Source organism: Streptomyces sp. SGAir0957 (assembly GCF_043523415.1).
The window spans coordinates 5215458-5239586 of record NZ_CP027293.1 but is presented as its reverse complement, the minus strand read 5'-3'; the positions used below and the strand labels follow the sequence as shown (position 1 = coordinate 5239586).

Annotated in this window: 23 protein-coding genes; 6 read left to right on the top strand and 17 right to left on the bottom strand. The window is 72.1% G+C overall.

What is annotated here, in order from left to right; genetic code table 11:
* Positions 1-115: 115 nt before the first annotated feature.
* Both C1N81_RS28470 and C1N81_RS28465 read left to right on the top strand, forming a co-directional pair.
* Positions 116-1978, top strand: a complete 1863-nt coding sequence (locus C1N81_RS28470; RefSeq protein ID WP_394433768.1) for a glycosyltransferase family 2 protein — start codon at positions 116-118, stop codon at positions 1976-1978.
* A complete protein-coding gene (locus C1N81_RS28465) occupies positions 1975-3912 on the top strand; it encodes a radical copper oxidase GlxA (RefSeq protein WP_394433766.1) in 1938 nt (645 codons plus the stop codon). The genes C1N81_RS28470 and C1N81_RS28465 overlap by 4 nt, the downstream gene beginning before the upstream one ends.
* Positions 3913-4101: 189 nt before the next feature.
* On the opposite strand, the gene C1N81_RS28460 is transcribed toward C1N81_RS28465, so the two are convergent.
* From C1N81_RS28460 to C1N81_RS28450, 3 genes are all read right to left on the bottom strand, one after another.
* A complete protein-coding gene (locus C1N81_RS28460) occupies positions 4102-5112 on the bottom strand; it encodes a glycoside hydrolase family 6 protein (protein ID WP_394433764.1) in 1011 nt (336 codons plus the stop codon).
* 660 nt (positions 5113-5772) lie between these two features.
* Positions 5773-6444 (bottom strand): class F sortase, encoded by a 672-nt coding sequence (locus tag C1N81_RS28455; RefSeq protein WP_394433762.1) that lies wholly within the window; start codon positions 6442-6444, stop codon positions 5773-5775.
* A gap of 9 nt (positions 6445-6453) precedes the next feature.
* Positions 6454-7077: a hypothetical protein gene (locus tag C1N81_RS28450; RefSeq protein WP_394433760.1), complete on the bottom strand. Its 624-nt coding sequence runs from the start codon at positions 7075-7077 to the stop codon at positions 6454-6456.
* Positions 7078-7247: 170 nt separating this feature from the next.
* On the opposite strand from C1N81_RS28450, the gene C1N81_RS28445 reads away from it, so the two are divergent.
* On the top strand, positions 7248-8027 hold the full coding sequence (locus C1N81_RS28445) for an HAD-IIA family hydrolase (RefSeq protein WP_394433758.1): 780 nt from the start codon (positions 7248-7250) through the stop codon (positions 8025-8027).
* A 12-nt stretch (positions 8028-8039) separates the two neighbouring features.
* On the opposite strand, the gene C1N81_RS28440 is transcribed toward C1N81_RS28445, so the two are convergent.
* The 7 genes from C1N81_RS28440 to C1N81_RS28410 form a co-directional block, all read right to left on the bottom strand.
* Positions 8040-9128: a 2-aminoethylphosphonate ABC transporter substrate-binding protein gene (locus C1N81_RS28440; protein WP_394433755.1), complete on the bottom strand. Its 1089-nt coding sequence runs from the start codon at positions 9126-9128 to the stop codon at positions 8040-8042.
* 74 nt (positions 9129-9202) lie between these two features.
* Positions 9203-10000, bottom strand: a complete 798-nt coding sequence (locus C1N81_RS28435; RefSeq protein ID WP_394433753.1) for an ABC transporter permease — start codon at positions 9998-10000, stop codon at positions 9203-9205.
* The gene (locus tag C1N81_RS28430; protein ID WP_394433751.1) at positions 9987-10901 is read right to left on the bottom strand and encodes a 2-aminoethylphosphonate ABC transporter permease subunit; all 915 of its coding nucleotides are present in this window, start codon (positions 10899-10901) and stop codon (positions 9987-9989) included. Before C1N81_RS28430 ends, C1N81_RS28435 begins: the two co-directional genes overlap by 14 nt.
* A complete protein-coding gene (locus C1N81_RS28425) occupies positions 10894-11982 on the bottom strand; it encodes an ABC transporter ATP-binding protein (protein ID WP_394433749.1) in 1089 nt (362 codons plus the stop codon). The genes C1N81_RS28430 and C1N81_RS28425 overlap by 8 nt, the downstream gene beginning before the upstream one ends.
* A gap of 174 nt (positions 11983-12156) precedes the next feature.
* Complete coding sequence (locus C1N81_RS28420) at positions 12157-12924, bottom strand: GntR family transcriptional regulator (protein WP_394433747.1); 768 nt, start codon at positions 12922-12924, stop codon at positions 12157-12159.
* Positions 12925-12961: 37 nt separating this feature from the next.
* On the bottom strand, positions 12962-13756 hold the full coding sequence (locus tag C1N81_RS28415) for a hypothetical protein (protein ID WP_394433745.1): 795 nt from the start codon (positions 13754-13756) through the stop codon (positions 12962-12964).
* Between the two features lie 111 nt (positions 13757-13867).
* Positions 13868-15049 carry an ROK family transcriptional regulator gene (locus tag C1N81_RS28410; RefSeq protein WP_394433744.1) on the bottom strand — a complete coding sequence of 394 codons (1182 nt, stop codon included), beginning with the start codon at positions 15047-15049 and terminating at the stop codon, positions 13868-13870.
* Positions 15050-15113: 64 nt separating this feature from the next.
* Here C1N81_RS28410 and C1N81_RS28405 point away from each other — a divergent pair, with 64 nt between their 5' ends.
* Both C1N81_RS28405 and C1N81_RS28400 read left to right on the top strand, forming a co-directional pair.
* Positions 15114-16223, top strand: coding sequence for a Gfo/Idh/MocA family oxidoreductase (locus C1N81_RS28405; RefSeq protein WP_394433742.1), 1110 nt, complete (start codon positions 15114-15116; stop codon positions 16221-16223).
* A complete protein-coding gene (locus C1N81_RS28400) occupies positions 16220-16708 on the top strand; it encodes a heme-degrading domain-containing protein (protein ID WP_394433741.1) in 489 nt (162 codons plus the stop codon). The genes C1N81_RS28405 and C1N81_RS28400 overlap by 4 nt, the downstream gene beginning before the upstream one ends.
* 144 nt (positions 16709-16852) lie before the next feature.
* Here the strand turns inward: C1N81_RS28400 and C1N81_RS28395 are convergent, their stop codons facing one another.
* From C1N81_RS28395 to C1N81_RS28380, 4 genes are all read right to left on the bottom strand, one after another.
* Positions 16853-17710 (bottom strand): fumarylacetoacetate hydrolase family protein, encoded by an 858-nt coding sequence (locus C1N81_RS28395; protein WP_394433739.1) that lies wholly within the window; start codon positions 17708-17710, stop codon positions 16853-16855.
* A 189-nt stretch (positions 17711-17899) separates the two neighbouring features.
* On the bottom strand, positions 17900-18670 hold the full coding sequence (locus C1N81_RS28390; RefSeq protein WP_394433737.1) for a YidC/Oxa1 family membrane protein insertase: 771 nt from the start codon (positions 18668-18670) through the stop codon (positions 17900-17902).
* A gap of 140 nt (positions 18671-18810) precedes the next feature.
* Positions 18811-19224, bottom strand: a complete 414-nt coding sequence (locus C1N81_RS28385; protein ID WP_394433735.1) for a DUF6412 domain-containing protein — start codon at positions 19222-19224, stop codon at positions 18811-18813.
* 67 nt (positions 19225-19291) lie between these two features.
* Positions 19292-19819, bottom strand: a complete 528-nt coding sequence (locus tag C1N81_RS28380) for a winged helix-turn-helix transcriptional regulator (RefSeq protein ID WP_394433733.1) — start codon at positions 19817-19819, stop codon at positions 19292-19294.
* Positions 19820-19949: 130 nt separating this feature from the next.
* Here C1N81_RS28380 and C1N81_RS28375 point away from each other — a divergent pair, with 130 nt between their 5' ends.
* The gene (locus C1N81_RS28375; RefSeq protein ID WP_394433731.1) at positions 19950-21422 is read left to right on the top strand and encodes an MFS transporter; all 1473 of its coding nucleotides are present in this window, start codon (positions 19950-19952) and stop codon (positions 21420-21422) included.
* Here C1N81_RS28375 and C1N81_RS28370 read toward each other — a convergent pair.
* Genes C1N81_RS28370 through C1N81_RS28360 form a run of 3 tightly spaced genes read right to left on the bottom strand, consistent with a single transcriptional unit; the run spans position 21334 to position 24107 of the window.
* Positions 21334-22902 (bottom strand): sodium:solute symporter family protein, encoded by a 1569-nt coding sequence (locus tag C1N81_RS28370; protein ID WP_394433729.1) that lies wholly within the window; start codon positions 22900-22902, stop codon positions 21334-21336. The two genes, C1N81_RS28375 and C1N81_RS28370, sit on opposite strands and share 89 nt — an antisense overlap.
* Positions 22895-23164, bottom strand: a complete 270-nt coding sequence (locus C1N81_RS28365) for a DUF3311 domain-containing protein (protein WP_394438294.1) — start codon at positions 23162-23164, stop codon at positions 22895-22897. Before C1N81_RS28365 ends, C1N81_RS28370 begins: the two co-directional genes overlap by 8 nt.
* Before the next feature lie 31 nt (positions 23165-23195).
* Positions 23196-24107, bottom strand: a complete 912-nt coding sequence (locus tag C1N81_RS28360; protein WP_394433727.1) for a class E sortase — start codon at positions 24105-24107, stop codon at positions 23196-23198.
* Between the last annotated feature and the right edge of the window lie 22 nt (positions 24108-24129).

Here is a 24129-nt window from a genome sequence, read left to right as displayed (position 1 = left end):
TCTCGGTGGGAGTGGGGACGGTGGCCTGCCACTGATACGTCCGGGACGGGTCGCGGGAGACCCACCCGGACGCGACCGACGACCACGCGATGACGCGTGTGCTGGGGGATGACTCATGACGTCGACGCCGACGGGCGCCCGGCCGGAATTCGACCCGTCCGAGACGACCCGGCTGCGGATACCGCCGCACCGCACCACCGGCCTCAGACGCCTCAAGAAGTCGCTCCCCCGCTACGACTACGAGCACTACAGCAGGCTCGCCGGCCCCCTCACCCAGCCGGACCCGGACAGGCCGTACAAGGTCCGGTACCGCTCGCTGCTCTCGCAGGAACCGCACCGGTTACGCGCGGCCCTGATGCTCGGGGCCGCCCCGCTCCTCTCCCTCGTCCTGCTGTTCTGGCTGCTCAAGCCCGAGCACTGGACCGAGCGCGACCACGTGGACCACGCCTTCCTGCCCGCGCTCGACCTGGTGATGCTGGTCTCGATCGGCCTCATCGAGCTGTTCCGCTGCATGAACGTGCTGTCGAACGCGCACGCCACGCTCGTCGCCCGCGACCCGATCCCGGTGGTGCCCGAGACCGGGACGCGGGTCGCCTTCCTGACCTCGTTCGTGCCCGGCAAGGAGCCGATCGAGATGGTGACGAGGACTTTGGAGGCGGCGGTCGAACTGCGCCACCGGGGCCCGCTGGACGTCTGGCTGCTCGACGAGGGCGACGACGCGGAGGTGAAGGAGGTCTGCGCGCGCCTGCGCGTGCGCCACTTCACCCGCAAGGGCGTCGAGAAGTGGAACCGGCCGAAGGGCCCGCACCGCGCGAAGACCAAGCACGGCAACTACAACGCCTGGCTGGACGCGCACGGTGACGCGTACGACTTCTTCGCCTCGGTCGACACCGACCATGTGCCGATGCCCAACTACCTGGAGCGGATGCTCGGCTTCTTCCGCGATCCGGACGTCGGCTTCGTCATCGGCCCGCAGGTGTACGGCAACTACGACAACTTCGTCACCAAGGCCGCCGAGTCCCAGCAGTTCCTCTTCCACGCGCTGATCCAGCGCGCCGGGAACCGCTACGGCGCGCCCATGTTCGTCGGCACGTCCAACGCGGTGCGCGTCAAGGCACTGAAACAGATCGGCGGCCTGTACGACTCGATCACCGAGGACATGGCGACCGGGTTCGAGATCCACCGCCACAAGAACCCGGCCACGGGAAGGAAGTGGCGGTCCGTGTACACGCCGGACGTGCTCGCCGTCGGCGAGGGGCCGAGCGCCTGGACGGACTTCTTCACGCAGCAGATGCGCTGGTCGCGCGGTACCTACGAGACGATCCTCAAGCAGTACTGGAAGGGCTTCTTCACACTCCCCCCGAGCAAGCTCTTCAACTACACGATGATGATCATCTTCTATCCGATGGCCGCCCTGAACTGGCTGCTCGCAGCGCTCAGTTGTGCCCTGTTCCTCGGGCTCGGCGCCTCGGGCGTGAACATCGACCCGGCCGTCTGGCTGATGCTGTACGGCAACGCGTCGGCGCTCCAGATCGGCCTCTACATCTGGAACCGCCGGCACAACGTCTCCCCGCACGAACCGGAGGGCTCCGGCGGCGTCGCCGGCATGGTGATGTCCGCGCTCTCCGCGCCGCTCTACGCGAAGGCGCTGATCGACGCCGCGCTGCGCCGCAGGAGCAAGTTCGTGGTCACGCCGAAGGGCGACTCGGCCAGCCCCGACCGCTGGTTCGGCACCTTCCGCTACCACTGGTACTTCATCCTGGTCTTCGCCGGGTCGATCGCCGCCGGCTTCGTCTACGGGCACGCCCACCCGGCGATGATCACCTGGGCGAGCTTCGCCCTGCTGATCACCGCGCTGCCCATGGCCGTCTGGCGGTACATGGTCCGCCAGGAGAGGAAGCGGCCGGGGCCACCGGCGGACCGGCCGCCCGAGCAGGCCGGCCCGCCGCAGATCTTCCTGGGGGGCCGTGACCAGTGAAAGACGGTGCGAGCCGCCGCCGTGCCCGGCGCATCGCCTTCGGCACCGTGGTGGTCCTGGCGCTCGCCGGGATGAACGGGCCCTGGCTGTACCGCTTCGGTTCGGCCGAGTACCACTCCTACAAGATCAACAGACCCGAGTACAAGGCCGCGAACGGCAAGTGGGAAATCGTCGACTTCCCCGCGAACATGCGGCTCAACACGATCCACGCGGCGGTCCTGCACACCGGCAAGATCTTGCTGGTGGCCGGGTCGGGGAACAACCAGAAGAACTTCGACGCCAAGAAGTTCGACACCCGGCTCTACGACCCGGTGAAGAAGACGATCAGGAAGGTCCCCACGCCGACCGATCTGTTCTGCACCGGCCACACGCAGCTGGCGAACGGGAACCTGCTGATCGCCGGCGGCACGAAGAAGTACGAGAAGCTCAAGGGCGACGTCACCAAGGCCGGCGGCCTGATGATCGTCCACAACGAGGACCCGGACGAGCCCAAGACCATCAGGGCGGGCACGAAGTTCACCGGCAAGGAGAACGGCAAGACGTTCGTCTCCGACGTCAACATCACCGTCGAGCGCGCCAAGAAGGTCTTCGACCCGGACACCGGCCGGTTCCTGCGCAACGACCCGGGGATCGCCCGCGTCTACGTCGAGGCGCAGAAGTCCGGCGCGGCGTACGAGACCGGCACCCAGGACAACTACCGGGTGCGGGGCCTGACCGGCTCCGACGCCCGCAACGTGTACGGGATCGCGCAGAAACTCGCCCTCGACAAGAAGGACTTCCAGGGGATCAGGAACGCCTACGAGTTCGACCCGGTCGCCGAGAAGTACATCAAGGTCGACCCGATGAACGAGGCGCGCTGGTACCCCACCCTGACCACGCTCACCGACGGCAAGGTCCTCTCGGTCTCGGGCCTCGACGAGATCGGGCAGCTCGTGCCCGGCAAGAACGAGGTGTACGACCCGAGGACGAGGAAGTGGACCTACCTCAGGCACGTCCGCCAGTTCCCGACCTACCCGGCGCTGTTCCAGCTGGCGAACGGCAAGATCTTCTACTCGGGCGCCAACGCGGGCTACGGCCCTGACGACGTGGGCCGCACACCCGGCGTCTGGGACCTGCGAACGAACAGGTTCCGGAAGATCCCCGGCCTCTCCGACCCCGGCATGATGGAGACCGCCAACACCGTCGAACTGCCGCCCGCGCAGCGCCAGACGTACATGGTCATCGGCGGCGGCGGGGTCGGCGAGTCCCGGCTGGCCAGCAAGAGGACCCGGATCGTCGACCTGACGCGGGCGAGCCCGCGCTTCGTCGACGGCCCCCGCCTGGAGAAGGGCACGCGCTACCCGCAGGCCTCGGTCCTGCCCGACGACTCGGTCCTGGTCTCCGGCGGCTCCGGGGACTACCGCGGGCGCGGCGACTCGAACATCCGCCAGGCACGCCTGTACGACACGCGGCGCAAGACGTTCCAGCGCGTCGCCGACCCGCTGGTGGGCCGCAACTACCACTCCGGTTCGCTGCTCCTGCCCGACGGGCGCGTGCTGTTCTTCGGCTCGGACTCGCTCTACGCGGACGAGGCGAACACCAAGCCGGGCGTCTTCGAGCAGCGCCTGGAGATCTACACGCCGCCGTATCTGTACCGGGACGCGCGGCCGGCCCTGGCGGGCGGGGAGAGGACGATCGCGCGAGGGGGTTCGGCGACGTACCGGACGCGGCACTCCTCGTCGATCAGGACGGCGCGGCTGATCAGGCCGAGCGCGTCGACGCACGTCACGGACGTCGACCAGACGTCGATCGCGCTGGGCCTGAAAAAGAGCGCCGGCTCGGTCACCGTGACCGTGCCGAAGAACCGGTCCCTGGTCGAGTCAGGCTGGTACATGCTCTTCGTCACGGACGACGAGGGCACGCCCAGCAAGGCGCGGTGGGTGCACGTGCCGTAGCCGAGCGGGGCATCGCAGCACTCAGGGGCGCGGGGGTCGATTCCCGCGCCCCTGACACGCGTACTGCCTCATACATTGCCGCGTGTACTGCCGCGTCTACTGCCGTGTGTACTGCCGCAGGCACTGCCGCGCGTACCGCCGCAGGCACTGCCGTGCCTCCCGCCGCAGGCACTGCCGCGCCTCCCGCCGTTACTTGGCGGCCTCGGCGAGCTTCGTCGCATACGCGCCCCACCATGCGCCCGCCTTCGGGCCGCCCTTGCACTCGCCGTCCGACTCGCCGGGCCTCTTGACCCACAGATACGCCTTGACCAGCGGGTCACCGGTCTCGGTGGTCGGGGTCTCGCCGAGCGCGCGGCCGGGCGGGTTGCACCAGCGCTCGTCGGCGGCGCCGCCCGTGTACGGCCCGTTCCCGTTGCGGCTCGTGTCGACGACGAACGGTTTGCCGCCGACCTTCGCCGACAGCTCCTTGCCGTACCGCACGGAGTCGTCGGTGGAGTAGAAGTTCGACACGTTCACCGCGAAGCCGTCGGCCCGGTCGACGCCGGAGCGCTGGAGCGCCTGGTAGATCGCGTCGGGCCGGCCCCAGCCCGCGTTGCCCGCGTCCAGGTACACGGTCGTGTCCGGCAGCGACTTCAGTGTGCCGATCGCGCCTTTGAGCAGGTCGTAGCGCTCCTCGTGGAACTGCTGCGGCGTGCAGTTGTCCACCATGTGCTGGACGGCGTCGGGCTCCAGGACGACGGTCGCGGGCCGGTCGCCGATACCGGCGGCGACCTCGTCGATCCAGGCCCGGTACGCGTTCCCGTCGGCGGCGCCGCCGCCCGAGTACTGGCCGCAGTCCCGGTGCGGGATGTTGTAGAGGACGAGCAGGGCGTCCCGGTCGGCCTTCCGCGCGGCCTCGGTGAAGCCGCGCGCCTGGCTCCGCGCGTTCTCCGGCAGGAGCCACTCGCCGCTGGGCTGCTCGGCGATGGCGCGGACGGCGTCGGCCTCGTCGCTCCTCCCGTCCTTCTCCAGGTCGGCGAGGGCCCGCGCGGCCTTGCTGTCGGGGTTGACCCAGAACGGGTCGGTGCTCTTGGGCCGCTGCGTCACCGGCTGCCGGGCGGAGTTGTCACCGTCCTCGCTGTTCCCGCCGCCCGAGGAGCACGCGGACAGGAGCAGCACCGCCCCCGCGCAAACAGCCCCGACCCTCAGTTTCCGGCACATCCACTCCCCCTTGGGTGCACGCACACTGTTCTGGGTTCCAAGCGTGGCATACCCCCCTCGTCCGCCATCCGGTCGAACGGGGCGGATTGGCGATCGCACAGGCGCATTGCTTCCCTCTCGACACTCTGTCCGGCGCCGCCCTGCTCACTCGCTGTACAACAAAGCGAGTTGGCATATGCCAAAAGCGCGTGCCGGGAGCAGGCGGCTCACGCGGAGGGAAAGCGCGCTCAGCGGAGACCCGCGTACGCACTCCGGACGGCGTCCGTGCGAGGTCGAGGCGGTGCGGGCGGGGACTAGGGCCCCGTCCGACGAGGTCCGGACCGGAGGCGCCGGAGCGCGGGCAGGGCGGCGGGCGACGTGTGGGGCAGGACGGGCCCATGCGCCCGGCAACCCCCTGCCACCTGCGGCGACCACGGAGAGCGACCGGAGTCGCACGTGGCGTCAAACGCCCTCTAGGCTGAACGGCGCATCCGTTCTAAAGTCGGTTCCAGTGGCCCCAGACCTCGGCCTGTACGACTTTCGTGGACCGGACGGATCTTTCCGTACCTCCCGCGCCGACGCCGGGTTACTCCCGCAATCCGCTGCGCGCGCGGTCGAGGACCAGCCCGGTCGGCGGCTCCGGGGGGAGCGGGCCGCCGATCGGGCTCGGTGCCGCATATGTCAGGACGGCTTTCCGGTCGGCTCGTCGACCCCGGTCAGATACGCGGAGACGACCACGTTCGCGGTGTACGTCCGCGACGTTTTGTCGAACGTGCCGCCGCAGGTGATGAGCCGCAGCTCCGCGCGCCCCTCCCGGTGCGGCCCGTACACCTTGTGCGCGTCGAACGTCCTGCGGGAGAAGACCTGCACGTCGTCGACGGTGAACCGGACGACGGAGCCGTCGTCGCGCACCACCCGCACCGTGTCGCCCGGCCGGGCCTGGCTCAGCCGGTAGAAGACGGCGGGCCGCTTCTCGGTGTCGACGTGCCCGACGAAGACGGCCGCGCCGCGCTCGCCCGGCCGCGCCCCGCCGCCGTACCAGCCGACGACGCCCGCCTGATCGTAGGGCGGCGGGTCGACGGCGCCGCCGCCGTCCAGGCCGCGGGTGACGACGGGCGCCTGGATGTGCAGCGACCCGACGTCGACGCGCTGCGGCTTCGCCGCCTTGACGGGAGCGTGCGCGGCGGGCAACTGGACCTGGAAGGGCCGGCCGACGGCGGCCGCGTCCCCGGTGGTCGGCGAGGACAGGTTGAGGTCGGTGATGCCGCGGCCCCACAGCCACAGGCCGAGCAGGACCACCGCCCAGGCCACGCCCGTGACAAGCCGCCCCACGCCGTGCGAACGGTCGCTCATGGGGTGCTCCTAGCGCGGGGACTGCGGGGGGTGCGGCGCCCTGCGCCGACGGACCGTGCGGAAGGCGACGGCGACCGCCGCGATCGCGGTGAGGACGAGCCCGATGACGGCGTGCCGGGTGCCCGGCCCTTCCGAGACGGCCGCGCGCGGGCTGTCGCCCCGGGCGGCGAGCCGCGCGGCGGCGCCTCCTCCCCCGGCGTGCACCAGCGCGGTCGGCGTCGGCGCGGGGGCGGGCGCGCCGCCCTCGGCGACGACCCGGAGGACGCCTTCGACCTGGACGTCCTCGGCGTGCTCGGCGTCCGCGCTGCCGCAGGTCACCTGGATGCGGTAGGTGCCCGGGGCGACGGTCGACCGCACGCGGGCCTCGGCGAAGAGCGTGGGCCCCGCGGAGGTGAGCCCGCTCTCGTCGGGAGCGGGGGCGAGCACGCCCGGCGCGACGAAGGCGTCGGAACGGGCCCGGCCGGTGCTGCCGTCACAGCCGGTGACCCGCAGCTCGACGTCGGAGCCCGCCCGGGCGGCGGCGGGGGCGACGGAGACGGAGCCCCGGGGGGCATCGGGGTCACCGGGGTCGGCGGCCCGCGCGGCGGCGGCCGGCGCGCACCCCAGGACGACGGCCGCGACAGCGGCACTCACAGCGAACGGTCCTGCACGCATCGTGAACCTCCTGACACTGAGAAGGTTCACGCGTCCGGCCGCTTTCCGCATCCTGAGAGCCGCCGGGCGAATCCTGGGGTACCCGGGGGAACCATGCATACGATGGCCGTCCCGTAGATCGCGTTCGACACCGGCAGGAGCCCGCCCTGATGACTGAGCCCAAGCCCATCGAGTCGTGGCTGACCGACATGGACGGCGTCCTCATGCACGAGGGTGTGCCGATCCCGGGCGCGGACGCGTTCATCAAGAAGCTGCGCGACTCCGGCAAGCCGTTCCTCGTCCTCACCAACAACTCCATCTACACGGCGCGCGACCTGCACGCCCGCCTCAACCGCATCGGCCTCGAAGTGCCGATAGCGAACATCTGGACGTCGGCGCTCGCCACCGCCCGCTTCGTCGACAGCCAGCGCCCGAACGGCACCGCGTACGTGATCGGCGAGGCGGGTCTGACCACCGCCCTGCACGAGGCGGGCTACATCCTCAGCGACTCCGACCCCGACTTCGTGATCCTGGGCGAGACGCGCACGTACTCCTTCGAGGCGCTCACCAAGGCGATCCGGCTGATCAACGGCGGCGCCCGGTTCATCGCCACCAACCCGGACAACACCGGCCCGTCCACCGAGGGCGTCCTGCCCGCCACCGGTTCCGTGGCCGCGCTGATCACCAAGGCGACCGGCAAGGAGCCCTACTTCGTCGGCAAGCCGAACCCGCTGATGATGCGCACCGGGCTCAACGCGATCGGGGCGCACTCCGAGTCCAGCGCGATGATCGGCGACCGGATGGACACCGACGTCCTCGCCGGACTCGAGGCGGGGATGACGACGTTCCTCGTCCTGACCGGGCTCACCACCGAGGCGGAGCTGGAGCGGTTCCCGTTCCGGCCGACCGAGGTCGTCGACTCGATCGCGGACCTCGTCGACCGGGTCTAGCCGGAGGGCCGGTCAGCTGCCGGTCGCCGACTTCCAGTCCTCCACGTACGCGCGGAGGTTGGCGTCGATGTCGTTCCAGTCCGGCTCGAAGATCTCGACCCCGTCCATGACGGCGGCCAGCGCGAGGGCGTTCTCGTCGGTCGCCTTGACGTCCTGCCGGGCCGCGAAGCCGCCGCCGATGGAGCTGACCTCCCGCTGCTGCTTCGTGGCCAGCATGAAGTCGAGGAGCTTCTTGCCGTTGGCGGTGTGCGGGGCGTTCTTCACGAGGCCCGCCGCGTAGGGCAGGGCGAAGGAGGTCGGCTTGGAGCCCTCGGCCTTCGGGAACCAGATGCCGAGGTTCGGCATGTCCTTGGACTGGGCGTAGTTCATCTGCACGTCCCCGTTCGCGACGAGCAGCTCGCCCTTGTCGACCTTGGGGGCGAGCTTGCCGGTGGAGGCGGCCGGGCCGACGTTGTTGGCCTGGAGCTTCTTCAGATACTCCATGGCCTGCTCCTTGCCGCCGAAGTCGTGCAGGGCCTTGACGACGACGGCGGTGCCGTCACCGGCGACGCCGGGCGTGGAGTACTGGAGCTTGTTCCTGTACGAGCCGTCGAGCAGCTCCTCCCACGTGGTGGGCGCCTTCTTCAGCTCCTTCTTGTTGTAGACGAAGCCGAAGTAGTTGTTCACCACGGAGGTCCAGGTACCGGCGGCGGCCTTGTCCGCGCCGTCCACGTGCTCCGCGCCCTCGGGCGCGTACTTCAGGAGCAGGCCCTTGCTGTCTGCCTGCTGGATGAACGGCGGAAGGGTGACGAGCACGTCGGCCTGGGTGTGGGACTTCTCGCGGACGGCGCGCTGCACCATCTCGCCCGAGCCGCCCTCCACGTACTTGACCTTGATGCCGGTCTGCGCGGTGAAGTCCTCGAAGACCTGGTCGTACCAGCCGTCCCCGTTCTCGCCCTTGAGGCCGTCGGCGCTGTAGACGGTGACGACCTTGGCGTCCGAGGCGGCGGAGTCGCCGCCGCAGCCGGTGAGGACGGCGGCGAGGGCGAGGCTGCCGGTGAGGGCGGTGAGCGTGGTGAGCGTGGTGCGGGTGCGGGTGCGGGTGCGCGGGTGCGTGGGCATGGCGAGGGGAACTCCTGGCGGTGGCGGGTGACGGGCGTCGGGCGGGGCGGGCGTGGGTTCGGCGCTGTGCGGGTTCAGCGGTACGCGGCCTTGGTGCGCAGCCGCGCCACGGCGAGCAGCACGAGCAGTGACGCGGCCATGAGGACCACGGCGATCGCGGAGCCGGTGAAGAGCGCGCCCCGGTCGGTGGTCGCGTAGATCTGCACGGGGAGCGGCATCCAGTCCGGCGGGTAGAGCATCATCGTGGCGCTCAACTCGCCCATGGACAGGGCGAAACAGAGCCCGGCGGCCGCGTTGAGCGACGGCAGGAGCAGCGGCAGCCGCACCTTCCACAGGACGTACGCGGGCCGGGCGCCGAGCGACGCGGCGGCCTGTTCGTAGGCGGGGTCTAGGCGGGTGACGGCGGCGGAGACCGACTGGTAGGCGAAGGCGGTGACGAGGATCGTGTGCGCGATGATCACGATCCAGCGGGTGCCGTTGAGCAGCACGGGCGGTGTGCTGAACGCGACGAGCACGGCGAGCCCGACGACCACGGACGGTACGGCGACGGGCAGCATGAACAGGGCGTCCATGGCCCGCCGCCCCCGGGTGCGCAGGCCGGCCGCCGCGAGTGCGGCCCAGCCGCCGACGACCAGGGCGAGGACGCTCGCGGTGACGGCGGTGACGAGGCTGGTGGTGAGCGCGGTGAGCGAGTCGCCGCTGGTGGCCGCCTGGTAGTGGCGGCCGGTGAGGCCCGAGGGCAGGGCGCCGGACCAGTGGGTGGCGAGGGACGCGGCGACGACGACGAGGAGCGGCAGGGCGAAGAGCGGCAGGAAGAGGACGAGGAACCCCGTCCACGCCGCCCACCTGCTCTTTTTGCTATGCAACAGCATGCTTGTCCACCCCCTGGGTGCTGCCCCGGCCCGTCCCGGCGCGGCGGCTGACCGTCCGGTAGAGGCCGTAGAGGCCGACGGAGAGCAGGACGTTGACGACGGCGACGACGCAGGCGCCCGGGTAGTCGGACTCCAGGATCGCCTTGCTGTAGACGAGTGTCGGGAGAGTCGTGACGCCCTTGGCGCCGGTGAAGAGGACGATCCCGAACTCGTTGAGGCACATGACGAGGACGAGGCTGCCGCCGGCGGCGAGCGCGGGCAGCGCCTCCGGCAGGATGACCTGCCGCACGACGCGGGCGGGGCGCGCGCCCAGCGACGACGCGACTTCCAGCTGCGCGGTGTCGACCCCGGAGAACGCGGCGAGCAGCGGCCGCATCACGAACGGCGTGAAGTACGTGATCTCGGCGAGCAGGACGCCCCAGGGCGTGGTGAGGAACTGGAAGGGCCCGGTGGCCGCGCCCGTCGCCCCGGTCCACAGGCCGTTGGCCAGGCCGGTCCGCCCGTACACGAAGAGCAGCGCCAGCGTGATGAGGAAGGACGGGAAGGAGAGGAACACGTCGATGAACTTGGCGACGGCCTTGCCGCCCGGGAACGGCACGAACGCGATGACCAGGGCGAGCGCGAACCCGATGACCAGGCAGCCGACGGTCGATCCGACGGCGAGCCACACGGTGGTGCCGAGCGCCTCGCGGAACGCGGCGGAGGCGAACACGTCGGCGTACGGCGCGAAGGACGTGCCGCCGGTGTCGGGCTGGAAGGACTGCTTGACGACGAGGCACAGCGGATAGAGGAAGACGAGGGCGAGGGCGACGACGGGCGGGAGCGCCCACACCCAACCCGGCGTCCGTCTACGGGGTTTGGCGGCGGCCTTCGTCGCGGCGGCGAGGGTGGCGCTAGCCATGCGAGCCCTCCCCCGGAGCGGCGGCGACCCCGGCGCTCAGCAGGACCGCGTCCTCGGGGGCGAAGTGCACGGTGACCCGTTCGCCGAGCGCGGGCGGCTCGCGCAGTTCGCGCAGGTCCGCCTTGACGCGGTGGCCGTCGACGTCGACGTGGAGCCGGTGCGTCGCGCCGCGCCACTGCACCTCCGTGACCTCTCCGGTGAGGGAGTTGGGCCCGTCGCCGAGCCCGACGAGGTGCGGGCGGACGCAGAGGGTGGCGGTGACCCCGGAGGCGAGGTCCTGCGGGGCGACCTTCAGCTCGGCCCGGCCGAAGGAGAGCGAGCCGGGCTCGGCGCCGACGGTGACGGGCAGCAGGTTGGCGTTGCCGACGAACGACGCGGTGAACTCGGTGCGCGGCCTGCGGTACAGGTCCTGCGGGGTGCCCACGTCCCGCAGCCGGGCCCGGTCCATGACGGCGATCCGGTCGGCCAGGGTCAGCGCCTCGATCTGGTCGTGCGTGACGTAGAGGATGGAGACGTCCGGCAGCTCGCGGTGCAGCCGCGCCAGTTCGGCGAGCATCCCGGAGCGGAGCTGCGCGTCGAGCGCGGACAGCGGCTCGTCGAGGAGGAGCACGTCCGGGCGGACGGCGAGCGCGCGGGCGATGGCGACGCGCTGCTGCTGCCCGCCGGAGAGTTCGCGCGGGTAGCGCTTGGCGTAGGCGGCCATGCCCGTCAGGTCGAGCGCCTCGGCGACGCGGTCGGGCAGTTCGCGCCGCGGGACCTTGCGGGCGCGCATCCCGAACGCCACGTTGTCCTCGACCCGCATGTGCGGGAACAGGGCGTACTGCTGCACGACCATGCCGATGCCGCGCCGGTAAGGGGGCAGGTCGGTGACGTCGCGCCCGCCGATGGACACCCGCCCCGCGGTGGGCCGCACGAATCCGGCGACCGCGCGCAGCGCCGTCGTCTTGCCGGACCCGGAAGGGCCGAGGAGGGCCATCACCTCGCCCGGCTCGACGGTCAGGGTGAGGGAGTCGAGGGCGGTGGTCCCGCCGTACCTGACGGAGACCCCGTCGAAACGTATGCCGCTGCTCTGCTGTCTCACGGCGGCCACGCTCCTCGGGGCGGGTGTCCCGGAGGGGTCCGGCCACCTACGGGACGGTGAACTGCCACCCAAGCTTGGCCTAGACCCGTTACGTTTCCGTTATGCGTCCGTCTCGGCCGACGAGGCGCCACACCGGGCGTCGTCTCACCGGGCGGTGCCTCACCAGGCGGTACCTCACCGGGCGGCGCCGCCCAACCGCGTCGTGAACGAGAACCGGTCCCCCCGGTACAGCGTCCGCACACGCTCGGTGGCACGGCCCCCGGTGTCGTACGAGACGCGGTGGATCAGCAGCATCGGCAGCGCGGGCGGCGTCCCGATGAGCAGCGCCTCGCGCGGGGTCGCGAGCACCGTCTCGATCCGTTCGTCGGCCGAGCCGAAGTCGATGCCGAGGCGTTCATGGACGTACGAGTAGAACGACGAGTCGGGGTCGAAGTCGGTGTCGAGCCGCGGCACCCGGGCGACGGCCACGTACGTGGACTCCAAGCCGACGCGCTCGTCGTCGGCGAGCAGGACGCGCTCCATGTGCCACACGGGCTCCCCGCGCTCCAGGCCGATCTCGGCGGCGAGCGCGGGCGGGCACGGGAAGCGGTCGAGGCCGATGAGGTGCCGGCCGGGGCGGCGGCCCTGCCTGCGGACGCCCTCCGTGTACGAGGCCAGGGACAGCGGCTGCTCCAGCTTGGGCCCGGCGACGACCGTGCCCCGGCCCTGCCGCCGCAGCCGTCCTTCGAGCAGCAGCTCGCGCAGCGCCTGCCGGACGGTCTCGCGGGACACCTCGTACCGGACGGCGAGGTCACGTTCGGTCGGGAGCGGGTCGCCGCTTCCCAACTCGGCGATGAGGGCGACGAGTTGGGCCTTCACCGCGTAGTACTTGGGGATGCGGCCGTGTTCGGGGATGCCGTCGCGCACGGGGGCGCCGGGGGCCTGGTCGTTCGGATAGTCCACGCGGGGATGGTCGCAGACCCTGGTGAACGGGGTGTGCTCAGCGCCGGGCCGCCCCGCGCCGCCGGGCACCGAGCATCAGCGCCGCCCCGCCGACGAGGCAGGCCGCGGCGGCGCAGAGGAGCCGCAGGAGCGAGCCGCCGGGGCCGGTCGCGGCGAGCTGCTCGGGGAGCGGCCGGCCGTCGTCGCGGGCGGTGCCGTCGCCGCCGGGCAGGTGGCCGGGGCCGGTGGGGTCCGGGTCGTGGGCGCCGAAGGCGGAGCCGTCGCCCGGCAGGATGTCGAACGGGTAGTCGCGGGACTCCCCCACCCAGTCGCCGTCGTCGGCGGTGCGGCGCCGCACCAGCGCGGCGCTCGCCACGACGTGGTCGGGCCGCGTGTCGGCGGTGAACGCGAGCCGGACCCGTACGGTGACCGTCCTGCCGGGGCCGACGGTGAAACCCGCGCGCCCCTTGTCGAAGACGCCCACGTTCTCCTGGTGCGCGGTCCGCTCGAACGACACGGGACGAGCGCGTTCCCGGCCGTGGGAGACGGCGAGCCGGATCTGCTCGGGGCGCAGCGCCCGTTCCCCGTCGACGAGGACGAGCACCGGGTGGACGTCGCGGCACGTGGCGCCGGTCGCGTTGGTCAGCTCCAGCGACCAGGTCTGCTGCGCGCCCCCGGCGTAGTAGCTGTCGGGCCCGTCGTGAACGGCGGTGCGCAGAGGGAAGGCGTGGCTGCCGGGGGCGCTGTCGCAGGCCGCCTCGCGGGGTGCTGCGGCGGCCGGGACGGGGGCGGCGAGAGCGGCGACCATCAGGAACAGCGGCAGCGGGGCGAGCCCGCGGGCGGCGACAACCATGGCCGGGAATCTGCCACGCACGCGCGAGCCGCCCCCGCGCGCCACACCTCGTACGGCTCAATGGCGGCGCGAGGTCCCTCCGATCAGATGATGTTCACCGGCAGATGATGTTCACCGGCCTGAAGGCCGAGTGCGCTCGGGCTTGGTGGGCGACGCCTCGTTCCCGCGTCCGAACAGCGGGGCGAGGATGAGCTGCGCGGCGCCCTCGACGACGAGGGTGGCCCCGCCGGGCGCCGCCCGCACCGGTATCGCGGGCCCGCACCCCTCGCGCCGGGCCCGGGCGCCGAGGACCTCGGCGACGCCGTGCACGAACTCGTCCCGGGCGGCGGCGACGGCCCGGCCGCCGAGCAGCACGGCGTCGATGTCGAGCAGGCTGACCAGGTTCCCGGCGCCTTCGCCGAGCACGCGCGCCGCCTCCCGGACCCCCGCCGGGGTGCCGTCGGCGAGCGCGGCGAGGCACAGCGCCTCGATGCAGCCCCGGTTGCCGCAGCCGCACGGCGGACCGTCCAGCTGGATGACCTGGTGGCCGAACTCGCCCGCGCCCGTACGCGCCCCGCGGTACAGCGCGCCGTCGAGGACGAGCCCGGCGCCGAGCCCCGTCCCGAGGTGGAGGTAGGCGAAGGACGACGTGAGGGAGCCGAACGTGGGCTCGGCGGCGAGGGCGAGGCCGAGGGCGGCGGCGTTGGTGTCCTTGTCGACGACGACCGGAAGCCCGAGCCGCTCGGCGAGCGCGTCCCGCAACGGGAATCCGTCCCACTGCGGAAATCCGGTGACCCGGTGCAGCACCCCGCCCGCATGGTCGAGCGGCCCCGGCACGGCGACGCCGACACCGAGCGCGGCCCCGCCGCTCCCCCGGGCGGGGCCCGCGTCGAGCAGGGCGTCCACCTCGCAGGCGGTAGCCGCGAGGACGGCGTCGGCGCCCGCGCCCAGGTCGAGCGGCGAGCGGCGGCTGGCGACGACGGTCCCGGCCAGGTCGGTGAGGACGGCCCGCAGTTCGTCGCGGTCCAGGTGCAGGCCGACCGCGTGCCCGGCACCGGCGACCATGCGCAGGACGGTGCGCGGTTTGCCGCCGGTGGAGGCGCGCCGCCCCGCCTCGACGGCGAGCCCGTCCGCGCGAAGGCGAGCCGTGATCTTGCTGACGGCCTGCGGGGTGAGCCCGGTGCGTTCGGCGAGCTCCAGGCGGCTGATCCCGTGCTCGCCCGCCGTGCGCAGGAGGTCGAGGACGAGGGCCGCGTTGTGCCCGCGCAGTGCGGCCAGGTTGGCGCCCGCGGTGGGCCTTGCGTCGCTGTTCACCTCCCCATTGTCCCTCGCGGCGATCCTTTGGCAACAGCGTTGCTTAAGTGGCACCATGGAGCACATGACTGGTACCAGCTCAGGCAACAGCTCCGCGGGCGGCCGCGCCCCGCTCAAGGTGGGCCTCGTCGGCTACGGCCTCGCGGGCTCCGTCTTCCACGCCCCGCTGATCGCCGCGACCGAGGGCCTGACCCTCGACACGGTCGTCACCTCGAACCCGGAGCGGCAGGCCCAGGCCCGCGCCGAGCACGGCGAAGGACTGCGCTTCGCGGCCTCCCCCGACGAGCTGTGGGAGCGGGCCGACGACCTCGACCTGATCGTCATCGCCTCCCCCAACAAGACGCACGTGGCGCTCGCGACGGCCGCCCTCAAGGCGGGCCTGCCCGTCGTCGTCGACAAGCCGGTGGCGGGCACGGCGGCCGAGGCCCGCGACCTCGCGGCGCTCGCCGAGGAGCGCGGCCTGCTCCTCTCCGTCTTCCAGAACCGCCGCTGGGACAACGACTTCCGCACCCTCGACGCGCTGCTGAAGGACGGCGAACTCGGCGACGTCCACCGTTTCGAGTCCCGCTTCGAGCGCTGGCGCCCGCAGCCCAAGGGCGGCTGGCGCGAGTCCGGCGACCCGCAGGAGATCGGCGGACTGCTCTACGACCTCGGCAGCCACGTCGTCGACCAGGCCCTCGTCCTCTTCGGCCCGGCCGTCTCCGTCTACGCGGAGTCCGACGTGCGCCGCGCGGGCGCCGAGGCCGATGACGACACCTTCATCGCGATCACCCACGCGAACGGCGTCCGCTCCCACCTCTACGTCTCCGCGACCACCGCCCAGCTCGGCCCGCGCTTCCGCGTCCTCGGCTCGCGGGCCGGCTACGTCAAGTACGGCCTCGACCCGCAGGAAGCCGCCCTGCGCGACGGCAAGCGCCCCGTCGCCGGGCAGCCCTGGGGCGTGGAGGACGAGTCGATGTGGGGCCGCGTCGGCGCCGGTGAGTCCCCGCTGACCGGCGGCGGACGCCCGCAGCCCACCCTCGACGGCGACTACCCCGCGTTCTACGCCGCCGTGGCCGCCGCCCTCCACGACGGCGCCCCGAACCCGGTCCCCGCCACCCAGGCCGCCGACGCGCTCGACGTCCTGGAAGCGGCCCGCCGCTCCGCCCGCGACGGTGTGACGGTGACGCTGTGAGCGCCGCCGCCGGACAGCCGGCCTCCGCCCCGGACATCGAGACGCTGGAGGAGCAGGAGCGCCGCCTGGTCCTCGGCTCCTTCACCCATGACGACGCCTGGACCCTCGGCACCCTCCTGGTCGAACTGGCCCGCGAGCGCCAGGCACCCGTCGCCATCGACATCACCCGCGGCGGCCAGCAGCTCTTCCACGCGGCGCTGCCCGGCTCCACGCCGGACAACGACGCCTGGATCGCCCGCAAGCGCCGCGTGGTCGAGCGCTATCACGCCGCGTCCTACCTGGTCGGCAGCCGCTTCCGCGCCAAGGGCACGACGTTCGAGGACTCCTCCCGCCTGGACCCCGACACGTACGCGGCCCACGGCGGAGCGTTCCCCATCCGGGTGCGGGACGCGGGCGTGATCGGCGTGGTCGTGGTCTCCGGCCTGCCTCAGGTGGAGGACCACGCACTGGTGGTGGAGGCGCTGGAGCGCTTCAGCGCGAGCTGACGGGCTGCTGGAGGTGTCGCACGAAGTGCGCACCTCCAGGGGCGCGGGGAACTGCGCGACCAGCTACGACGGCGCGCAAGCCGCTACTCGACACCACCCCTACGGCGCTGGAGCGCACGCCCGCACCCCAGCGCCGCCAACCCCCTAGGCCGGCTTCAACACCTGCCGCTGCCGCCCGAGCCCCTCGATCTCCAGCTCCACCACATCCCCGCCCCGGAGATACGGCTTGGGCTCGGGCTGCCCCATGGCCACCCCCGCGGGCGTCCCCGTATTGACGACGTCCCCGGGGTACAGCGTCATGAACTGGCTGACATACCGCACGACTTCCGCCACGGAGAAGATCTGCTCCGCGGTGGTCCCGTCCTGCTTCAGCTCCCCGTTGACCCACAGCTTGAGCGGAAGCGCCTGCGGGTCGGGTACCTCGTCGGCGGTGACGAGCCAGGGCCCGAGCGGGTTGAACGTCTCGCAGTTCTTGCCCTTGTCCCAGGTGCCGCCGCGCTCGATCTGGAACTCCCGCTCCGACACGTCGTGGGCGACCGCGTATCCGGCGACGCAGGCGAGCGCGGCCTCGGGGGATTCGACGTAGCGGGCCGTACGTCCGATGACCACGGCCAGTTCGACCTCCCAGTCCGTCTTGGTCGAGCCGCGCGGCACGAGCACCGTGTCGTTCGGCCCGACGACGGTGTCCGCCGCCTTGAAGAAGACGACGGGCTCGGCGGGCGGCTCCGCGCCGGTCTCGGCGGCGTGGTCGTGATAGTTCAGGCCGATGCACACGACCTTGCCGATCCGGCCGACGGGCGGGCCGATACGCAGCCCCGCGGCGTCGAGGACGGGCAGGTCGCCTGAGGTGGCGGCGGAGCGGACCCGGTCGAGCGCGGCGTCGTCGGCGAGCAGCTCCCCGTCGATGTCCCGCACCAGTGCGGACAGGTCGCGCAGGGTGCCGTCGCCGTCGAGGAGCGCGGGGCGCTCGGCTCCGGCCGGTCCGACTCGCAGCAGCTTCATGCGGTAACTCCCTCGATCTAGGAGGAGCCTCCATGGCGCGGTGCGGCCAGCAGCCATCGGAGGACTGGTCGATCCTCCAAGAGCGGGGTCCAGTCCGCAATACCCCGTTCACGGACTGGACCGCGCGGGCCCGTCGACGGGCGCTCAGACAGCGGGCGCTCAGACAGCGGGCGCTCGGACGGCGGGCGGTCAAACGGCGGGCATCGTCGCCCCGGCCGCCCCGTACGGCATGTCCCGGTACAGGACGGCCCGCTCGACCGCGCTCCACGTCGTGGACGTGACGACGTACAGCGCGGCGGCGAGTGGTACGAACGCCACCGAGAACAGCGTCATGAACGACATCAGCGGCATGTACTTGGTCATGGCCGCCATGCCCGGCACCTGCGGTTGGTCGGAAGCGGGAGCGGCCGCCGCGGAGGCCGCCATCTGCCGCTTGGTCCGCCGGAAGTTGAACGTCGCCACCGCCGCGACGAGCGCGAACAGCGCCACGTACACGAGCCCCTGCGCCCCGAAGATCCCGCCGTGGGCGAGTGCGTCCTTGAAGTTGCCGCTCAGCGGGGCCGCGCCGAGCGTGTGCCCGAGCAGGCTGTTCGGCTCGCCGCCGATCTTGCCGCTGGAGAACAGGTGGTACAGGAGGAAGAACGCCGGCATCTGGAACAGCATCGGCAGGCAGCCGGAGAGCGGGGAGACCTTCTCCGCCTTGTGCAGTTCGAGGATCGCCTTCTGCAGCGCCTCGGGGTTCTTCTTGTGCTTCTTGCGCAGCTCGGCGATGCGCGGCTGCAGCTTGAGCCGCTCGCGCTGGCCCCGGGCGCCGGCCCGCGACAGGGGGTGGACGAGGAGGCGTACGAACGCGGTGAACAGGATGATCGCCGCGGCCGTCGCGGAGGCGTTGAACAGCGGCTGGAGCAGGGTGGCGAAGTGCTCGACCAAGCTCGCGAAAAGGGACATGAACGACGACATGGGTGAGGAGCCCTCCGGGGGTCTCGTCGTGCCTGAACGGAAAGGGAGTTCCGGCGTGACGGACTACGGACCCGGCGCGAAGAAAAGCGAAGTGAAGCGAGTGAAGCGAAGTAAGCGAGGGAGAGGGCGGGGCGCGGGGGTCAGCAGGCCGTCAGGGCGAGACGGCCCGGTGCCCGGGGCCTGGTGCGACCCGAGGCGTCGGGGTCGCGTTGTGGCAGGAAGGCCGTGCGGTGCGCACGGTCGCGCATCGCCGTACGGACCCGGTGCGGCGGGACGACCGGCGCGCTGCGGGCGGCGAGCAGGGCGCACGCGGCGAGCGCGGAGCCCGCGGCGGCGGTCGCGGCGAGCGCGACGGCCCCGGCGAGGGTGCCGGTGTCGACGAGGACGGCCTGCACGAGGGTCTGGACGAGGAGGAAGAGCAGGAGCAGGGCGGGCCGCACGGCAGTGGTCCAGGCACGGGTCGGGGTGCTGGTCCGGGTGCCGGTGCTATTGCGGGCCCGGGTGCTGGTCCGGGTGCTGATCCGGGTGCTAATCCGGGTGCTGGTCCGGTTCATCTGGCGCTCTCCTCCTCTCCTGACGTGTCCTGCCAGTTATACAGGGTGGGCAGGCGGGGCAGGCGGGTCAGACAGTCTCGGTCACGACCGGCTGGAGCAGGCGCCGGGGTGCGAGCAGCGCCCGGCTGACCGGATCGGCGGGGTCCGGGTCGAGCCCCGCGCCGGGCAGCATCTCGACCTCCTCCAGGGGCACGGCGCCCCCGCAGGCCGCACACTCCCCTACGACGCCGAGCGGGGTCCCGCAGGTTGCGTGCCGGAACTCCCGCAGCGGCGCCGCCCCCGGAATGCCCCGACCCCAGGCGCCGAGGGAGCGCAGCACCGGCCACAGTTCGCGCCCGCGCTCGGTGACGACGTACTCGTCGCGCGGCGGGGCGTCCTGGTAGCGCCGCTTGTCGAGGACTCCGGCGGCGGTGAGTGCCTGGAGCCGGGAGGCGAGGACGGCGCGCGGGATGCCGAGGTGGACGAGGAAGTCGTTGTAGCGCCGCACGCCGTAGAGGGCGTCGCGCACGACGAGCAGCGTCCAGCGCTCCCCGACGATCTCCAGCGCGCGGGCGATGGCGCACTCCTGGGTCGCGTAGTCCTTGCCGAGAGCCATGGCCCCACTGTAACCACGTTCCGACCTATGGGTTCAGTGACCGAACCTACTGTGCTACGTTCCCGGTATACGCAAGTTCATTCACTGAACCGACTGCCATCGAGTCGGGACGACGGAACCGGGGCCCCTCATGTCGCAGCCGCCACCACAGCCCGTTCTGACGCAGAGCCCAGCGACGCTTCCGCCGCAGGCTCTCCCGGCCGCCACCCTCGCCGTCACGAGCGCCGCGACCACCGTCGCCCTCATGACGTACACCGCCCCGATGGTCACGCTCGGCGACACGGCCACGTCCCTGCACACGTCCCTCTCCGCCCAGGCCTGGCTGCTCAACGGCACCCCGCTCGGCCTCGCCGCCCTCCTCCTGGTCGCGGGCAGCCTCGCGGACGACTACGGGCGCCGCCGCGCCTTCCTCCTCGGCACCTTCGCCCTCGGCCTCACCACGGTCCTGGCCGCCCTCGCGCCGAACACGCTGCTGTTCACGCTGGCGCGGGTCGCCCAGGGCGCCTCGTCGGCCGCCATCCTGGCGGCGAGCCTCGGCCTGCTGGTCCACGCGTTCCCCACCCCGGCGGGCCGCGTCCGGGCGACCGGGGTATGGGGCGCGTTCGTCAGTGGCGGCATCGCGCTCGGCCCGGTCGTCGCGGGCGGTGTCGCCGGGTTCGCCGACTGGCGCTGGGCCTACGCGGTCCTCGGCGCGGCCGCCCTGGTCGTGGCGGCCCTCGCCCCGAAGGCGCTGACCGAGTCCCGTTCCCCGCGCGGCGGACGCCCCGACCTGCCCGGCGCTCTCGCCCTCGGGCTCGCGCTCGTCGCCCTCCTTGCCGCGCTGACCCTGGGCCGGGACGGCTGGCTGCGTGCCCCCGTCGGCGTTCTGCTCCTGGCCGCCGTCGCGCTCCTCGCCGTCTTCGTGGCCGTCGAGCGCCGCGGCAGGACCCCGATGATCGACCTGTCGCTGCTGCGCCGCCCCCTGTTCCTGGCGTCGACGACGGGCGCGTTCTTCACCGGCCTGTCGGTCATCGCGCTCTTCAGCTACGTGCCCACGCTCGTCCAGCACACGATGGGCGTGACCCCGATGGGTACGGCGGGCCTGTTCGTGGTCTGGTCCGGCCTGTCGTTCCTGGTCGCCCTCCATGCCCGCCGCCTGGCCGGACGCGTCTCCCCGCGCCACCAACTCGCCGTCGGCTTCGTCCTGCACGCGCTCGCCGCCGCCACGATGCTCGGCGCGGCCGGCTCGGGCCACTGGACGCGGCTGCTCCCCGGCCTCGTCGTCTCCGGCGTCGGCAGCGGGCTCCTCAACGCCGCGCTGCCCCTCCTCTCCGTCGAGTCGGTCCCGGCCGGCCGGGCGGCGATGGGCGCGGGCGCGAACAACACGGCCCGCTACATCGGCTCCGCCGCCGGCGTGGCCCTGATGATCGCGGTGTCCACGTCGGCGGGCACCACACGCCACGCCCTGGACCAGGGCATGAACACGGCGCTGACGGTCTCGGCGGTGCTGGCCCTCGCGGCGGCCGGCCTGCTGCTCACTCTGCGGGAACGGCGCCCCGCTCGTCCCGGTGACCCCGCTCGTCCCGGTGACCCCGCTCGTCCCGGTGACCCCACTCGTCGCTGATGGGGTCCCGCGCCAGCACGTCCTCGTCCGCCCGCCCGTCCCGGTCCGCAGGACACACGTACGTGACCACGAGCGTGACGGCGAGGTTGGCGGCGAGCGCGACGATCCCGGCGTTCACCCCGAACACCGGATCGTGCTCGCTGAACACGAGCCCGCAGACGATGCCGACCCCCACCGCGAGCCCGCTGAGCGCGCCCACTAGGCTCAACCGCCGCCACAACAGCCCCACGAGCAGCATCGGCACCAGCTGCGCCATTCCCTCGTAGGAGATGAGGGAGAGCCGTACGAGCGTGTTCGGCGCCGCGTAGGTGAGCACGAGCGCGACACCGCCCGCGACCACGACGACCACCTGCGACCACGTCTTCTGCGCCTGCGATGATCCCCGCCACCGCGGCACGAGCGAGAAGACACTGCTCCCCCACATGGTGCCGATGACCAGCATGAAGACAGCCATGGGAACGATCGACGACAGCGCGGCCGCGACCCCGATGATCCCCACCGCCCACGCCGGCAACGAGTCGACGACGAGCTTCAGCAGCGCCAGGTTCGACTCGGCCCCGGTCAGCCCCGGCACGACGAACAGCGCGGCCATGCCGAGCAGCATCGGTACGAACAGGAGGACGTTGTAGGCGGGCAGCCACATCGCGTTGCGCCGCAGCGCGTCCGCGCTCCGCGCGCCCAGATACCCGGCGACGGTGGTCGGGAAGATGACGACGGTGAGGGCGTTCAGGAAGGTGGTCGTAGCGAACCACCCTCCCCCGTACGGGCTCCCGCCACTGCCCGGCAGCGTCAGCCACGCGCTCTTCTCGTCGACGAGCCGCCCGAGGAAGTCCCCGTAGCCGTCGAAGTAGTGCAACGGCACGTAGATCGCGAGAAACGCGAGCGTGACGATGACGAGCGCGTCCTTCAGGACCGACACCCACGCACTGCCGCGCAACCCGCTCACCACGACGAAGACGGTGGTGACGGCGAAGCCGATGAAGTACGCCCAGTTCAGGCTGATGGCCCCGTAGGAGATCGTCGAGACGACGACGCCCATCCCCGTGATCTGCAACTGGATGTACGGCAGCAGGAACACGGTCACAAGCACCGCGACCCCCGCCCCCAGCCACGGCCGCCCGAACCGGTGCGCCACCATGTCCGTGATGCTGACCAGCCCGTGCCGCCGCGCGTACGCCCAGAGCATCGGCCCGACCACGTAGCCGACCGCGTAACCGCACGACATATACGCGACGACGTAGAGGACCGGGGCGCCGAAGTTGTATCCCCACCCGGCCGCGCCCAGATAACTGAAGCTGGTGTACCCCTCCCCCGCCATCAGCACCCAGATGAACACCGCCCCGAGCGACCGCCCGCCCACCGACCACTCGGCGAGCCCGCCCCCGCCTCGCCCCTTTCCGCGGACGGCGAGCAGCCCGAGAGCGAGCGTCACGACCATGAAGGCGCCGAAGAGACTGCTGGCCACTGCCGCGTCACTCATGGCCCCGTCCCCCCTCGTGATCTCCGCTGTGATCTCTGTTGTGATTTCTGCTGTGATCTCTGCTGTGATCTCCGCGCCAGGTCAGCCATACGGCGACGGGTGTGAGCAGCGTCGCGGCCAGCAGCCACACGAAGAGGAACGGCAACCCGAGCAGCACGGGTTCGACCCGGTTCACGAACGGCAGCGCGCCGATATAGAGGACGAAGGGCACGAGGAGCCAGAGAAGATGCAGCCGTCGGGCGGCTGGGGGCGGTCGCTTGATCACGGACGACGAGCCTATCGGGGCCCCGGGCCTATCGGGGCGTCACGCGGCTGAGCTTCCCCCACACCACGAGCCGGTACCTGGAGGTGAACTCGGGGGTGCAGGTGGTGAGGGTGATGTAGTACCCGGGCTCGTCGTACCCGGCGGACGGCACGACGCGACTGCGCGGCACGGGGTTGATGACGCCGCCGTCCGCCGCCGACGTCCGGGCGAGGGTCTTGTCGACGACGTACGTGTACGTGGCCTCGCGCGTCCGCACGGTGAGGGCGTCACCGCGCCGCAGCCGGTTGACGTACCGGAACGGCTCCCCGTGCGTGTTGCGATGCCCCGCCACGGCGAAGTTCCCGGCGCGGCCCGGCTGGGCGGTGCCGGGATAGTGCCCTACGTAGCCGTGGTTGAGGACGTTGGCCTTGCTGATCCCCTCGGCGACGGGGACGCGGAGGCCGAGGCGCGGAACGGCGAGGACGGCGTAGGCGCGGTCCGGGCGGGCCGAGGTGGGACCGTGCGGGTCGGTGTTCCCGGAGCCGCGCGAGGACGACCCGGACGGATGCCCGTACGCGTCGTCGCCGTCGACGGCCGGGCCCCCGTCAGCGCCGGACGCCTCACCATCGGACCCGGCCCCGACCCCGGAACCGGAACCGGAACCGGGCCCGGGAAGGCCGCTCGCCCCGCCGCCCCCCTTCTCCCACTCCCGCTCCCACTCCCTCTCCAGCGCGTGAACCGTCCGCTGGGCCCCCGCCCGCGCCTGCCGATTGGTCCACCACAGCTGATGCACGACGAGCAGGAGCAGCACGACACCGAGGGTGACGGCGGCCTCGGCGCCGGTCCAGAGGGCGCGACGCAGGGGTGAGGGGCGCGCGGGCACCCCGTGCGCCACGACATGGGGCCGTTTGTGTAGCACGCGCGCAAGATAGGTCGCGGAGCCGAAAGTGACCAGGCCCATGACAGGAGAACGGCCGGCGCCG